This window comes from Mycetocola sp. BIGb0189, from assembly GCF_024810155.1.
Lineage (GTDB): Bacteria > Actinomycetota > Actinomycetes > Actinomycetales > Microbacteriaceae > Mycetocola > Mycetocola lacteus.
In genome coordinates, this window is record NZ_JANUED010000008.1 from 64,541 (window position 1) to 79,784 (window position 15,244).

9 protein-coding genes are annotated in these 15,244 nt (G+C 64.6%); 7 read left to right on the top strand and 2 right to left on the bottom strand.

Features of this window, described 5'->3' with window-relative positions; all coding sequences use genetic code 11:
- Nucleotides 1-89 precede the first annotated feature (89 nt).
- From M2390_RS13145 to M2390_RS13170, 6 genes are all read left to right on the top strand, one after another.
- A complete protein-coding gene (locus M2390_RS13145) occupies nt 90-1,424 on the top strand; it encodes an ABC transporter substrate-binding protein (RefSeq protein ID WP_259179411.1) in 1,335 nt (444 codons plus the stop codon).
- A gap of 101 nt (nt 1,425-1,525) precedes the next feature.
- Nucleotides 1,526-2,437 (top strand): carbohydrate ABC transporter permease, encoded by a 912-nt coding sequence (locus tag M2390_RS13150; RefSeq protein ID WP_259179413.1) that lies wholly within the window; start codon nt 1,526-1,528, stop codon nt 2,435-2,437.
- Nucleotides 2,434-3,303: a carbohydrate ABC transporter permease gene (locus tag M2390_RS13155; protein WP_259179414.1), complete on the top strand. Its 870-nt coding sequence runs from the start codon at nt 2,434-2,436 to the stop codon at nt 3,301-3,303. Before M2390_RS13150 ends, M2390_RS13155 begins: the two co-directional genes overlap by 4 nt.
- 44 nt (nt 3,304-3,347) lie before the next feature.
- Nucleotides 3,348-4,436, top strand: a complete 1,089-nt coding sequence (locus M2390_RS13160; protein ID WP_259179415.1) for a glycosidase — start codon at nt 3,348-3,350, stop codon at nt 4,434-4,436.
- Nucleotides 4,437-4,486: 50 nt separating this feature from the next.
- Entirely contained in the window at nt 4,487-5,269 is a 783-nt protein-coding gene (locus M2390_RS13165) for an HAD-IIB family hydrolase (RefSeq protein ID WP_259179416.1), read from the top strand.
- A gap of 143 nt (nt 5,270-5,412) precedes the next feature.
- On the top strand, nt 5,413-6,054 hold the full coding sequence (locus M2390_RS13170; RefSeq protein ID WP_259179417.1) for an MBL fold metallo-hydrolase: 642 nt from the start codon (nt 5,413-5,415) through the stop codon (nt 6,052-6,054).
- Between the two features lie 96 nt (nt 6,055-6,150).
- On the opposite strand, the gene M2390_RS13175 is transcribed toward M2390_RS13170, so the two are convergent.
- Nucleotides 6,151-6,984, bottom strand: coding sequence for an SDR family NAD(P)-dependent oxidoreductase (locus tag M2390_RS13175; protein WP_259179418.1), 834 nt, complete (start codon nt 6,982-6,984; stop codon nt 6,151-6,153).
- 188 nt (nt 6,985-7,172) lie between these two features.
- Here M2390_RS13175 and M2390_RS13180 point away from each other — a divergent pair, with 188 nt between their 5' ends.
- On the top strand, nt 7,173-8,099 hold the full coding sequence (locus tag M2390_RS13180) for a helix-turn-helix domain-containing protein (RefSeq protein WP_259179419.1): 927 nt from the start codon (nt 7,173-7,175) through the stop codon (nt 8,097-8,099).
- A gap of 92 nt (nt 8,100-8,191) precedes the next feature.
- Here M2390_RS13180 and M2390_RS13185 read toward each other — a convergent pair whose 3' ends face one another.
- Complete coding sequence (locus tag M2390_RS13185) at nt 8,192-15,103, bottom strand: glycoside hydrolase domain-containing protein (protein ID WP_259179421.1); 6,912 nt, start codon at nt 15,101-15,103, stop codon at nt 8,192-8,194.
- Nucleotides 15,104-15,244 lie beyond the last annotated feature (141 nt).

Genomic DNA, 15,244 nt, shown 5'->3' on the forward strand with positions numbered 1-15,244 from the left:
CCCTGCCTGAGCGTGCTAAACCTTGTTTACCGAAACGTTTCGGTTAGGTTCCTTGCCCTGAGGGGCGCAATCACAAGGAGTATCACATCATGGCAACAAGGAAGTTGCGGGCCTCCACACCCATCCGCCGCACCCTGATGGGTGTCTCCGTCCTCGCTACCGCCGCCCTACTGGCGGCATGCTCGGGCGGCGCATCCCCCACCTCATCCGACGGAAAACCCGCCGGTGAACTGCAGATCCTCGTCTCCAGCGCCGATGCCTCGGACGCCGCGTTCAAGGCGATCAATGCGGGGTTTGAAAAGAAGTACCCCGACGTCAAACTCACCTTCTCCTCGGTCTCCAACGACAACTATCCGGCCACCAAGTCGTCCCGACTCACCGCCGGAAACGTGGACATCGTGGTGGTCAAGAGCTTCAACGAGGTCCCCGATTTCGCCAAGGAATCCACCTCGGATGACGTCCTGCTGGCACGCGCGGGCGGCCTACTGGAACTCGGTAACGAAAAGTTCATGTCGAATTACACCCCCAGCGTCCTCGACGCGCAGCAGGTAGACGGCAAGCAGTTCGCGGTCCCCACGGGCCTCAGCTATTCCACTGGCGTGTACTACAACAAGGCCGAGTTCGACAAGCTGGGACTCACGGTCCCCACGACCTGGAGCGAATTCGAAAACGTCATCTCCACCATCAAGGGTGCCGGGGACGTTCCCTTCGGCATTGGTGGCAAGGACACCTGGCCCGCAGGGCTCGCGATGCTGGGTGCCGTGGCCGGCCAGTATCCCACCGTCGAGGCCAAGCAGAAGCTGGTCGAGGGCCTGTGGAAAAACACCACCTCCCTCACCGATGCGGGCCCGCAGGGTGTACTCAACAAGACCGAAACCGTGTTCCAGAACGCCCAGCCCAACTTCGCCGGCACCGGCTACGACGAGATTCCCGCCGCTTTTGCCGCCGGGAAGTTCGCGATGACCATCGATGGAACCTGGAACGAGCCGACCATTTCGCAGGCCGTGGGTGGCGCCTTTGACATTGGCTACTTCCTCTTCCCCGGTGCGGACAACGCCGCCGATAATGCGGCCCTGAACGGCAAGATTGAGCTTCAGCTCGCGGTCGCCGCCAACACCAAGAACAAGACCGCGGCCCTGGCCTGGTTAGAGTACTTCTCGGAGAAGAACAACTACACCACCTTCGTGGAAAAGTCGGGGTTCTCCCCCACTCAGCCCGACATCACCGCGACCCCGTTCCTCGACTCGATCGCGAAGTACACCACCACCTTCCAGCCCGCCTGGGACACCCTGTGGGTGGCCAACAACAAGGCCGGTCAGGACGCCGTGTACCCGTTCAACTACCCGGCACTCACCCCGCTGGGATCCAGCGACGCCACCAAGGCGGCGCAGTCGGCACAGGCAGCCTGGAAGGCCGCCTTCTAACCGCTGGTTTTCAGGCTCACGACCGCTAGTCGCTGAGCCAGATCGCTCGGGGGAGGCCCCGCCCCGTTCGGGGCCTCCCACCCAGATCCAAGGACGTATCCGTGTCTCAATCCTTCCCATTTCCCCGCCGTGGCCCGGTTCGGCTCACCTTCGGCATCGGGCTCGTGGTGCTTGCACTATTCGGGCTCGTCCCCGCCGTGGGAGTACTCGTGGTGTCCTTCACCGACCTGCGCGGGCTCCCCTACCTGCCCGTCAACTGGGTGGGCATTCAGAACTATCTCGACTTCTTCTCCCCCGCCAAGTGGAGTGACAGCGCCAACGCACTGACAAACACCATCGTGTTTGCGTTCTTCAGCACCATCTTCCAGATCGCCCTCGCCCTGGGCATCGCAATCCTGTTGAATAAACCGCTCCGTGGACGCAACTTCTACCGGGCCGTGGTGTTCATGCCCACGGTGCTGGGTGTCACCGTAACCGGTCTGGTGTTTTCGCTGCTGTTCAACGTCAGCGGCGGACCGGCCACCTCGGTACTGTCCTGGTTCGGCGGCGAATCGGCATTCTTCGGCGATCCTAAGATCGCCCTGGCCCTGGTCATCGTGGCCCAGATCTGGATGGTCCTCGGCGTCTCCGTGGTGATCTTCCTCTCGGGACTGCAGGCCATCCCCGAAGAACTCCACGAGGCCGCGAGCATCGACGGGGCAACCGGATGGCAGCGCTTCCGGTTCCTCACCATCCCGATGCTGGCCCCCTCGATCACCGCCAATGTGCTGCTCGGAATCGTCAACGCCCTCCAGAGCTATCAACTCACCTATGTCCTGACCGGACCCAACAACCATTCCACCCAGGTCCTCTCACTGCTCGTCTACGTGCAGGGCTTCGGTGGCAAATCTGGAACCACCCTCTCGCAGTCCCAAGGGTACGCCGCATCCATCTCGATGGTGCAGTTTGTCCTGGTGGGTGCGGTGAGCCTGATCGCACTGTGGTTCCTGCGCCGACGAGAGGCCAAACTGTGAGCGCCCCCAGCCTGACCCGCCGCGATGCAGCGGCCACCCTTACTCCGCCCCCGCGACGGCGCAAAAAGCTCCGCATCGGCGCCTATCTCTGTATCGCGCTGATCCTACTGGTATTCCTGTTCCCGCTGGCCTACCTGCTGAACACAGCACTGAAATCCAACGCCGAATTCATCGCCGATCCGGTCGGCATCGTCCGTGACCCTCAATGGGGCAACTTCCTCGATGCCTGGAACCAGGGTAACTTCGGCTCCTACATCCTCAACAGTGTGCTCTACACCGGCGTGGGTGCCGCCATTGGCACCTTCATCGCACTGGTGATGGCATTTCCCGTGTCCCGCGGCTACATTCGCGGGGGCAAGTGGTGGTCGATTCTCTTTGTGCTGGTGCTGTTCCTCCCCAATGCCCTGATCACCCAGTTCCAGCTGCTGTATCGCCTCGGGCTCTATGACAACCGTCTCGGATACGTGCTGATGGTGGGTGTGGGGGTCGGTATCGGCCCACTGCTGTTTAGCGGATTTGTGAAGTCAATCCCCACCGAGTTGGATGAGGCCGCGGCCCTGGACGGGGTCGGCTACTGGCGCTACCTGTTCAGTTTTGTATTCCCCTTGGCCAAGCCTGCGTTGGCGACAATTTTCATCCTGCAGGCCGTGTGGATCTGGAACGAGATCATCCTCGCGACCGTACTGCTCGCCGATCCCAGTAAGTTCCCGGTCACCGTGGGCCTCTACGCGTTCAAGGGCACCTACTCCAACCAGTGGCCATTACTCGCGGCGGCCACCTTCATCGTGGCTGCCCCCCTCATCGTCGGTTACATCTTCATTCAGCGTTACCTGGTGAGCGGCGTCCTCGGCGCCGTCAAGGGTTAGCCACAGTTCCAGCGCCCGCGGGCGCACTCTCAGAAAGATCTCGCATGACTATTTCACGCTCCAACGCGCCCGAAATCCCCTACGTCCTAGACCGTATCGGCGTCCTGATGCGTCCCGAACCCGGGAATCCCCTGGAGGTCGAAGGCGTCCTGAATCCCGCAACCGCCTGGGGTACCGATGGGGAGCTGTACCTGTTCCCCCGCCTGGTCTCCGCGGGGAACGTCTCCCGCGTGGGCCGTGCCCGTATCGTCCTCGATGAGGGTGGTGCCCCGGTCGATGTGGAACGACTGACCCCCGTGTTGGAGGCCGACCGTGGCTGGGAGCACGGTAGCAACCACGGCGGAGTGGAGGATCCTCGGATCACCCACATCCCGCAGATCAACACCCACGTGATGACCTACGTGGCGTTTGGCCCGACCGGCCCGCGCCCGGCCCTCGCCGTGTCCGCAGACGGCGAGCGCTGGACCCGTCTGGGCCCGGTCCTCTTCGCCTATGAGGACTCCCTGGATACCGATCTCAACCTGTTCCCCAATAAGGACGTGGTGTTTTTCCCCGAGGTGGTTCCCGACCCGCACGGGGTTCCGAGCATCGCAATGCTGCACCGTCCGATGTGGGACTTCAGCTTCGTTCGTCCCGATGAAGCACCGCCGCTGCCCGCGGGAACCACCGATGATCGAGCAAGCGTCTGGATCTCCTACATCCCGCTGGCCGACGTCGAGCGGGATATCCGTGCCCTCACCCGTCCCGGCGGGCACCGGTTTGTTGCGGGCTCGGAGTTTGACTGGGAAGCCCTGAAGATCGGTGCAGGCCCAGCCCCGCTGCGCGTCCCCGAGGGCTGGCTGGTACTGCACCACGGGGTGACGGGCACCGTGGTGGGGGGTGCATTCGTCCCGCAGGACAACGTGCGCTACGTCGCGGGAGCACTGCTGCTGGATGACAAGGACCCCTCGCGCCTTCTCTCCCGAACCGCAGAACCGCTGCTGGTGCCCGAAACCGCCGAGGAAACCTCGGGCACGGTAGCCAACGTGGTCTTCCCCACGGCAATCGAGAAGATCGGTGAGCGCACCTTTGTGTTCTACGGAATGGCCGATTCGATGATCGGTGTCGCAGAACTGCGGCGCGCACAGGCATGAGCACGAACATGAGTGCGGAGACTCGTGCTACCGTTTCTCAGGTGAGTGCAGTGACCGATTCCGCACACGCCGAGCTCCCCACCGAGCTCCCCGTGCTGCTGGCCTTTGACCTTGATGACACCCTGGCGCCGTCCAAGACGCGCCTGCCCGATGAGATGGCCCAGGTGTTTGCGCAGCTGCTGCCGCGCACCCAGCTCGCGGTGATCTCCGGTGGTCAGATCGGCCAGTTCCGCTCGCAGGTCATCGAGGCGTTGGAATCCGCCGGGGCAACCCACCTGGAAAACCTGCACCTGATGCCCACCTGCGGCACCCAGTACTTCCGCTTTGTGGACGGTGTCTGGGAGCGTCGCTACGTCGAGTCGCTGAGCGATAACGAGAAGGCCCGCGCACTGCGTGCGGTTGAGGACTCTGCCCGTGAACTGGGCCTGTGGTCCGAGGAGACCTGGGGCAACGTGCTCGAGGATCGCGAATCGCAGATTACCTTCTCGGCCCTGGGCCAGGAGGCCCCGGTCGAAGCCAAGTATGGCTGGGATCCGACCGGTGAAAAGAAGGAAGCCCTGCGTGCCCGCGTGGCCGAGTTGATCCCGGACCTCGAGGTACGTGCCGGTGGATCGACCTCGGTGGATATCACCCGCCGAGGTCGCGACAAGGCCTACGGGGTGAACCGTCTGCTTGAGGCCACCGGTCTGGAGCTCTCGGACATGCTGTTCTACGGGGACCAGCTGCAGCCCGGCGGCAATGACCACGCGGTCGCCGCGATGGGTGCCCGCACGGTCGAGGTGACCGGATGGCCGGACACCCTCGCCCGCCTGCAGGCGCTGCTGACAAACTAACGCTATTTCTCTCATCGGCCGGGCCCTTCGGGGCCCGGCCGCTGTGCGTTCACGAGCCGACACACGCATGTGGATAACACCTGCGGCTAAGGTTCAGATTCCTCCGCTATCGTGTCGTCGACAAGTGAATGAGAGGGATCCCGATGGAACTCACCAAATACGCCCACGCAACCGTGACCCTGACCAAGGACGGACACGAGCTGCTGATTGACCCGGGCACGTTCACGACCAACACCGACGAGCTTCTGGCCGGAGCAGACGCGGTGCTGATCACGCACGAGCACGGTGATCATTTTGACCGAGACAAGATTCTGGCGGCCCTGGAAACCCGCCCCGACCTGCCGATCTACGCTCCCGCCTCGGTGACCGCGCAGCTGCCGGCCGACCGAGCAAACATCCACACCGTCTCCGCCGGGTTCAGCGACACCGTCGCCGGCTTTGGTTTCGAGGTTTTTGGTGAGGACCACGCCCTCATTCACCAGACTATTCCGCTGGTTGCCAACGTGGGATATCTGGTGGACGGTAAGGTTTTCCATCCGGGCGATGCCTACCTCGAACCTGGAGTGCCCGTCGACACCCTGCTGGTGCCCACCAGCGGCCCGTGGGGCAAGCTCGGCGAAGCCATCGACTACGTCCGGGCGGTGGCACCGCGCCAGAGCGTGCAGATCCACGACCTGCTGCTCAGCGAACCGGGCCGCCAGATGAGCGGACGAATGCTCGGCGATGAGAACCTGACCGGAACCCCGATCTCGACCCTCGCCGATGGCGAGACGCTCGCGGTCTAAACAGGTACCGAGGATAGCGGGCCGCCGCGATGATACTGGATCATCGCGGCGGCCCGCCTGTCTGTCTGTCTGTCTGTCTGTCTGTCTGTGGTGTGCCTAGGCGGCGTGGTCGGTCGAGACCGCCGCGTCGTGCTGGCGGGTCAGCTCCGCCCGAACCGCGTCGAGCTTGGCACCCACGCCGGCAACGGTGTCGCTGCCGAGGAACAGCCGCTCGGGGAAGGCCCCGCTCTCCACCGCATCCATGATGACGGCCGCACCCTTAACCGGGTCGCCGGGCTGGTTGTGGTTGGCCTGAACCGCGATGCCACGCATCTCTCCCGCCGGAGTCTGAGAGTAGTCGGCGATTGCGACCGACTCGTGCAGGCTGCTGCCGTCCAGGAAGTCGGTGCGGAAGTATCCGGGCTCCACCACGCCCGCGGTGATCCCCAACGGTGCCAGTTCCATCCGCATGGCCTCGGTGAAGCCCTCAACCGCGAACTTGGTCGAGGCGTACAGGCCCCAGCCGGAGGAACTCACAAATCCCCCGATCGAGGACAGGTTGACCACGGTGCCGGATCCGGCGGCCCGCATCACGGGAAGGATCGCGCGAGTGACCGACAGCAGACCGAAGACGTTCACCTCGTAGACGGCGCGCGCCTCGGCGTCGGTACCCTCCTCCACGGCACCAAGCAATCCGCGACCGGCATTGTTGATCAGTACGTCGATGCCACCGAAGTGCGCCAGCGCGGTCTTCACCGCGGTCTGTACCTGGGCGGGGTTGGTCACGTCGAGGCGAACCGGCAGCAGGGAATCCCCGGCATCAGGGAACGCTGCTCGTACCTGCTCCTCATCGCGGGCGGCCGCAACAACGCGGTGTCCGCGAGCCAGGGCGGCGCGGGTGATTTCGGCTCCGAGGCCACGGGATGCGCCGGTAATAAACCAAGTGCTCACTGTCATTCTCCTTGTGTTGAGGGGCCGTTTGCGGCCCGTCTCTAGCCAACCGCGTTCGCGACCCTCCTGGGACGCCCAGGCGGGGGCGGGGCTACCGGGGTCTGCGCCGCCGGGGTCTGCGCTGCCGGGGTCTGGCAGGCCCAGTCAGGGCCCTGGTATTTCCGTGGGGGCCCGAGGACAATGGAGGGATGACTGCGTCCCAGGAACTCTCGACCTTTCTTCGTGCTCAGCGCTCGCGCCTGCGGCCCGAGGATGTTGGGCTGATCCCAGATGCGGTTCCGCGGCGTGTTCCGGGACTGCGTCGCGAGGAAGTTGCGCGGTTGGCGGGGGTCAGCACCGACTATTACACGCGGCTTGAACAGGGCCGAAAGTCCGGCCCATCGGAGTCTGTCCTCAATGCGGTGGCGCGCGCGCTCAATCTGGACTCCACCGCGCGCCGCCACCTGTTTCACCTGGCCCGACCCGAATCACTGCGCGCGCCGGGGCAGGTGCGCGAGGTCCAACGGGTGCGCTGGGAAACTCAGCGTCTGATCGATTCCTGGGCCGATCAACCGGCACTGGTTTTGGGTCGCCGCACCGATGTGCTCGCCACCAATGCCCTGGGCCGTGCATTGCTCTTTGATTTTGATTCGATCCCCGCCGCACAGCGCAATTACACGCGTTGGATGCTACTCGATCCACAGGCACGAGCGGTCATGCGCGATTGGGAAACCGTGGCCTCCGAAATGGTTGCGGTGCTACGTGTGGAGGCAGGCAGGTTCCCCGAGGACCGTGGCATCTCCGATCTGGTGGGCGAGCTGACGGTGCGAAGTGCCGAGTTTTCAGGTTGGTGGGCCGACCAGAAGGTTCTCGCGCACACCCACGGGACCAAGCGATTTCGGCATCCTATTGCCGGCGATCTGGAACTGAGCTGGCAGGGTCTCGCGCTTCCCGGTGATGATGACCAGACGATTTTTGTGTATTTCGCCGATCCCGACTCTCCCAGTGCCGAACGGCTTGCCCTCCTGGCAAGCTGGTATGCCGAAGAACGCGACGCGCGTCGGCCCGCGGCGCTGCGACGCACGCTTGCCACTCCGGTACCGAGCCCTGAGGATCCCCCGATGCCTCTGCGGTGAGCACATCGGAAACGGCCATCGCCCCGTCGGAATTCTCGTTCCGACGGGGCGATGTGCTGTGGGGTCAACCGGTGGTCACCCGCTACCGGGTGTTACATACCGTCCTCGTTTCGCGGACGCCGGCGCAGGGCGATCACCAGGCCGAGGAGGAGCAGGGCTGCGCCTCCCAGGAGCGGGAACGTGATGTCTCCGCCACCGGTGTGAGCCAGACCGCCACCGGTGCCGGGGCCGGCAGCTCCCGGGGAGGAGGACGGAGAGCCACCGTTGCCGGGGGTCGTTCCCCCGTTACCGGGGTCCGTCCCACCGTTACCAGGGTCCGTCCCACCATTACCGGGATCGGTCCCACCGTTACCAGGCTCCGTCCCACCATTACCAGGATCGGTCTCCTCGCCGGGGTCTACCCCGGCCGGCAGGTGGTTGTCCGCGGTGATGTTGAACGCCACCGTGTACGTGCGCACAACATCCCCGTTACCCGAGGCCACCGTGAAGGTGCGCACGGTGTCGCTGCCCGCGGCACGAACACCCGCGGCCTGGACTCCGGGCAGGATTCCGGCCAGGCCGGTGGTCCCCACGGTGCCGTCCGCGGCCGGCAGAACGGCCGCGGTGGGCAGCGCGTGATTCGCCGGCCAGTCCACCACGTAGGAGCGCACCTCGGGGGTGAATCCGTCGATGGTAACCCCGGCCACGGTGATCCCCCGGGCCGCGGCCACGCTCTGCGCGGTCTCATCGGCGTAGTTGGTCACCGTCACGCTGCCGTCGGGAGCAAGCGCGACCTGCGCGGTCATCGCCCGAGCCAGGTTGATCCGTTCCCAGCTCTCGGTGCCCTCGGCGGTCAGGTCCAACGGTCCGCCGGAGTCGGCCGCGGTCTGTGCGAGCACCGAGGTACGCTGGGCGTCATTCAGCTCGGGGAAGGTCGTCTTCAGCAGAGCCGCCGCATCGGACGGAGCAATCAGCGGCGCGCCACCCGCGGTCACCTTGGGGAAGTCATACCCCAGGCGCTCGGTGTAGACGCCGGTGTAGCCGGCCACATCGCGGTTCTCGTACGGAGTGCCCGAGCATGCGGTGAGCGAAGCACCCGCACACTTGCTCCCCAGCACATCCTCGAGTTCCTGCTGCGCCTGCTCCAGCAGCGGGGCGAACTCGGGGTCCGCCCAGCGGTGAGCGACCACGGCCTGGGCGATCATCCGACCACCCATTACATCCAACGGATAGTGGAATCCCAGCACCAGTCGGTTGTTGCCGTACTCCGATGCCCGCGCCAGAATGGCCGGTGAGAGCTCGGGGATCAGCGTTGCCAGGGTGGTCCCGGCGATGTAACCGGCATAGGTGTGACCACTCGGATAGGACCCGCTCCCGGCCAGGCCGCCGTAGCCACCGTTACGGGAGTCCTTGATCAGACCGCCCTCGCTGGCCAGGCCCAGCCGCAGGAACGGCCGCGCGTACTGCCACACGGGCTTGACCGCATCGGCACCGTCGATCTTCTGCCCCACCCGGTCCAAGATCCACTTGGTCTTGGGCAGTTCACCCGCATCCATCGCGGCGGAGAAGATCGGACCAAGGGTCGAGCCCAGCGCATCCGTTCCGGTTTTCACCGGTGAGTTATCGGCGTCCACCTGGGCCCGATCCACCTGGGCCTGGCTCGCGGCGTTGTTGATCTCGATCTCCTTTTTATCGTTGAACGCGATCACCTTCTCCCGGTCGGTCACCTTGGCTTCGGTTCCCAGAATTTCGGGACCAAGCTTCGAGAACCCGCTGAGCATGTCGGCGGCATAGTTGCCGTCGGTCTTGGGCCAGGAATCCGAGGCGAAGCCACGCGAGGTGATATCACCCGGGAAAGGTGCCGATACCGCGGCGCGGGCGGTCGGAGCCTCCGCTGCCGGGGCCAGTGCCGGTGCCGTGTGTACCGCTCCGGGACCTCCGGTCTGCACGGTCACGCCGAGGGTCGGTTCCGAAGCCGCCGACTCACCGGCCGCATTGAGCGCGCTGACCGTGGCCCGGTAGGTTTCCCCGGGCTTCAGCCAGGTCGCGGTCCCCGCACGCTCGGTGGGATCGGTGATGGACAGCACGCGTCCCTCGCCAAAGTCCACCCGGTATCCGGTGATCGCGGTTCCGCCATCATCCGCCGGTGCGGCCCAGGTGACGCTCACGCTGGTCGCATCCTGGCTCGCGGTCACCTCGGTCGGCACACCCGGCGCGGTCTTCGCCCGCTCGATCAGACCAGCACGAGAGTTCTGCAGGGCATCCAGTGCGGCGGCGAGCGCCGTATCGGATGCCTGCGGCGCCGACAGCGCAGACGCGGCCGAGGCGATCTGCTCCTGGAATGCGGCCCAGGTATCCGCGCGGAAGCGACCCTCGGTCACGGCCTTCGCCTGGGCGAGGGCGTTTTCCAACTGGATTCGGATTGCCGGGGTCAGCTGTGCCTGCGCCAGGCTCAGCGTTCGCACCCGTGCGTTAATGTCACCCTGAGTGAGGGCCGTGTTTTTCAGTGCCAGCTGGGCCCCGACGAGCTCGCGGCGGAACGTGGCCGCATCGATACTCGGGTAGCGGTCCAGGGTCGGGACCACGGTCTCGGCCGCGGTAACCGCGGCGGTCAGCGCGCCCAGGTCCAGCTCCTTCTCAACCGGCTTGTCCCCGGTGGTGAAGGTGTAGCGGTCGATGTTTGCCACGAAGGGATGGCTGCCATCGGTCTCCGAGCGAAGCACCGCACTCAACCGGTGGGTTCCGGTGATCGCGGCGGGCAGCCAGATGCCGGCGTCCACATCCGTGGTCCAGTTGCTTGTTGAGGTGGGCGGCAGCGGAACCGTGGCAACCGGGGTTCCCGGTTTGGCAGGATCGGCCGCATCCAGGTAGAACTCGATGCGGGAGTTTTTGCCTACGCGGTTTGCGTTGGCCGTATAGTGCACCGACACCCGGGTGATGGGCAGGGTACCAAACACAACGTTGCCGTAGTCGATCCAGTCCCCATCGGTGGTTCCCCCCACATTGGTGACCGGACCGCTGTTCCAGGTGCTGTTCTCGGACTTGATCTGGCCGGGACGTGCGGCCACCCACTTCTCCGCCTCGATGGCCACCGTGTTGGTGGTCGGGGCGGTGAAGGTGAACGCGTCAAAGTTACCCACGTAGGGCAACGCGTCGGTGGTATCGGCTCGAAGTACGGCGAGCAGGGTGTGGGATCCGGTGACCGGGGTGGTGAGCTTTGCGCTGACGTTGCCCGCCACAGTCCAGTTATCTCCGGTTGCGGGTAGTGCCACGGTAGCTACCGGGGTGCCGGGCTTGGTGGGGTCGGCCACGTCCAGGTAGAAGTCCACCCGAGCGTTTTTGCCCACACGACCGGAGTTGTTGACGTAGTGCACACTCACGGTATCGGTACCGATGTTCCCGAAGTCACGGGTACCGTAGTCCAGCCAGGCGCCGTTATAGGTGCCACCGAGGTTGGTCACCGGCCCATCGTTCCAGGTGCTGGATTCGCTCTTGAGTCCGTTACCGGAGTTCTTGACCCAGGATTCGGCTTCAACCACGAGCGGACGCGGTCCTACCGGCTCATCGCTGTGCGGGAACAGCTGGAAGCGGTCAAAGTTGCCCACCCAGTCCTGCCCGCTGGTGGAAAACTCGAACGTGATCGAGCGTGCCTGAATCAGCGAGTCGGTATCGGTGAGGTTCAGCGTGACCGTGGAGTAGTTGCCGAAGCTGCCGGTGCCGGGGAGGGTTCCCTGGGCGATCACCGGACCGTTGATGTCTCCGGCGTGCACCCGTACCGAGGAGCGTTCGTTGCCCACGGCGGCGGAGTTTGCATAGCGCACCTGGAGGGTTTCGGGGACACCTCCGGCAAAGTCCATGCCCAGGTAGCGCACCCACGAACCGTTACGCACACCACCGAGGTTTCCCCCGGACTGGAATGCCTCATTCTTCAGCTCCCCACCGGACCACTCATCGGAGGCCTCGGCTTCGAGCGTGCGGAAGCCTCCCTGACCGATGCTGAGGTGATCGGCCGCCTGGCGCAGAGCCTCGGTGGTCGAGCGCAGCGCGGCACCGGAGGTGTCGGCGTTTGCCAGCGCCTTCTGAGCCGCGGCGAGCGCCACGGTGAAGTCGCGGTAGGTGTTGGCGGCATAGTTCCCCGGACGCACCAGCAACGCCTGGTCCACCAGGTGCTGCAGCGCGAGACGGGAAACCGAGGTGACACTCAGCGTGATCGACGACTGGGTGGTGACGCCCTGGCCCACCAGCTGATGGGCTGCCACACCGTCGGCGAGCACCGAATCACTCAGATGAACCGAGACGCGAGCATTCTCGGTGAGGGTGCCGCCGATGCTGAGGGTCAGCGTGGTGGCGTCGGTCACGGTAACCCGGGCGGTAATCCCCGCGGGGACACCCGAAACGGTGGCGCTCCCGGCGGCGGTCAGATCGGTTCCGGCCGGTGCCGACAGACGCGCACCGTCTCCGAGGGTCAGGGTGGTTGTCGCGTTCAGCACGCCCTTGTCGTTTGCCGCGAGGGTGTCCTTCGAGGCGGTAACCGGATAGGTCTTGGTGGGGCTTGCGCCGGGCGTCTTCTGGCTGGCCGAGTACGCCGGTGCCGAGTTCTTACCCCAGCTCGAGGCCGCCGAACCCATCGTGAAGGACAGGTTTCCCCCGCCGATGATGTCGGCATAGTCGAGCCAGGTGTTGCCGTAGGCACCGCCGTTGAGCGCCGCCTGCTGCACATAGAAGTTATCCGAGGAGACGTTCTTCGCGCCGATCGTGAAGGTACGACCACCGGGATAGTTGATCTGCGCCTGGTCGAAGAACGGGGTACCGATCTGGTACTGCGAGGATCCGGCAGTCACCGGGAACAGGCCCAGCGCCGCGGCCACAAACATCGTGGACATGGTGCCCGCGTCGTTGTCCATGGTGGGCAGGAAGCCGTCCGGGGCGAGCTTGTACACCCGAGTCTTGATCGGCGGGGTGAACTCTCCCCCACCGCTCGGGGGCCGGTTGCCGTCGGTCTGCCCGGTGGCAATGTAGCGGTTCCAGGTTTCCTTGGTGTAGGTGTCGCGCACCCACTTTTGGGTTTTGGCGGGCTCGCCCACATAGTTGAACAGGTAGGGTGCCTGCAGATCCACCTCGTTGGCGTTGGAGTGCAGCATCGCCCGGCCGTTGTTGGGGTCGTCCTCGCCGAAGAAGTGGTTGACCGCGAGGCGCGCGGCGTCGTCCCCACCCATCGAGGCGATCAGTGCATTCATGTCATAGGCCGGATACCAGTGGTACTGCCACAGGGTGCCCTGGTAGACGTTGGCGGCCTCAAACTTTTCATAGTCCACACCGGTCCACTCACCCTTGCCGTTGCGCGGGGAGAGCAGACCCACCTTGGTGCCGTCCTTAGCGGTCCAGGCGTCGGGCTTAATGTTGCTGGTGAAGGCCATGTTTGACTGCGCACGCAGGCTCGCAGCATCCGCGGTTTTGCCCAGCTGGTCGGCGATGATCGCCAACGCCCACTGGTCATAGCCACGCTCGACGCTAACCGCCGGGCGGTCATTCACAAAGCCCTGTCGCTGCTCCTGGCCGGAGTAGTATCCCACCAGGTTAGCGATCATTGGATACGCCTCATCCAGGCGGGTAAACCCGGTGTATCCCTTGGACAGGGCGTCGGCGATGATGACCGGGGAGCGTTCCCAGCGCACACTCGGTACGCTCTGGGTGAGGTCTCCCAACTTGTTTTTACCCGCACGTGCCTGATCGGCAAACAGGTAAATCAACGACTGAATCATGTCGCGATATCCCGCCGGGTTTACATAGGCGAACACCGAGTACTTGCGGAAGTCATCCCAGGATGCCCAGCCGTCATAGTAGGTGAAACCAGCCGCGGTGTGCACGACCCCGTCCACACCACGGTAGGTGCCCGATGTGCTGGTGGCGTTGATCGGCATCGCGTTCATCCGGTAGAGATGCGTATAGAACAGCTTCTGCAGCTCGCCGGTGGGATCGGCCTGGGCCGAAGCGGTGATATTTACCGCTCCCAGACGCCCGTTCCACTCGGCCTTGGTCGCGGCCTTGACCTGCTCAAAGCTCTTGCCACCGACCTCGGCAGCCTGATCAATCTTTGCCTGGTCGCTGCTGATCGGAGACAGCGTCACCCGCAGCCCCACGTTTTGGGTGCCCGCGGCGAAGGACAACACGGCACCGGTATCCTGGCCCGAGCGGGTCGCTGTTTCATCCAGCGGTGTGCCATCCGCCCAGGTTTTTACGCCGGCCGGCTGCTCGGTCTCGGCGTAGTAGAACAGCTGATACTTGGCACCGTTGAAGTTTCCGGATACCTGCCCGGCCAACGACACGCGTCCGTCCTCGAGCGTACCGGCGGTCACCGAGGATGAGTCCCGAGAGGTGAAGTTGTTTTTCAGATCGAACACCAGGCTCGGGGTCTGATCGGCGGGGAACGCATAGCTGTGTACGGCGGTGCGAGTGGCCGTGGTCACCTCGGCGTTAACGTTCTTGCCGGTCTTCACGATCGCGTTCTGCGGACCGCCCGAGAGGGCAAGGTTTGCCCGGTAGTATCCCGGACTTGCGTCCTCATCCTTGTGGCTGAAGTCGTGGGCGTAGGTCGAGGTGTTGGGGCGCTGGGTGTACTGCACCGCCGTGGGAACCACCAAGATGTCCCCTCCACCACCCGAGCCACCCACGCCGTCGAGGTTGGTGTGGGTGAATCCCGAAATCTGGGTGGAGTTGTAGTTATAGCCGGTGTGGTTGCGCCCGGCACTGGAGAGCGGGTTGACCTTGGCGAGGCCGTTGGGGGCCTGGGCACCGGGGAGGTCGTTACCGTTGTCATCCGCGGTGGAGACAAACGGGTTGACCAGCGCGGTAAGGTCGGTCGCGGCGGGGGCCGCGCTGGCGCTCACCGGGGTCAGCGCGATTGCGCTGGCCAGGCCAACGCTCAGCGCAAGGGTGGCGGCAAGGGGCCGAAACAGGGCGGAACGGGTGCCGATGGGCACCGTTTCCGAACGCTGTTGCAGGCTCGCCTGTGGACGATTTCGCATGTGTGCAGTTCTCCGATTCAAGAATCAATGCGCACTCCACCACGCACCGAAACGTTTCGGTCGGCAACCAAAAAAATAGCGCCAACTCTGGGGCAATAAGGCAGGAACGGTCGGATCGACCGGGGGTGTCAACCGAACCGC

Bases quoted from the DNA above. Each gene is read 5' to 3' on its own strand.
- M2390_RS13170 (WP_259179417.1), top strand. From the start codon at position 5,413: ATGGAACTCACCAAATACGCCCACGCAACCGTGACCCTGACCAAGGAC.
- M2390_RS13145 (WP_259179411.1), top strand. From the start codon at position 90: ATGGCAACAAGGAAGTTGCGGGCCTCCACACCCATCCGCCGCACCCTG.
- M2390_RS13180 (WP_259179419.1), top strand. From the start codon at position 7,173: ATGACTGCGTCCCAGGAACTCTCGACCTTTCTTCGTGCTCAGCGCTCG.
- M2390_RS13160 (WP_259179415.1), top strand. From the start codon at position 3,348: ATGACTATTTCACGCTCCAACGCGCCCGAAATCCCCTACGTCCTAGAC.
- M2390_RS13185 (WP_259179421.1), bottom strand. From the start codon at position 15,103: ATGCGAAATCGTCCACAGGCGAGCCTGCAACAGCGTTCGGAAACGGTG.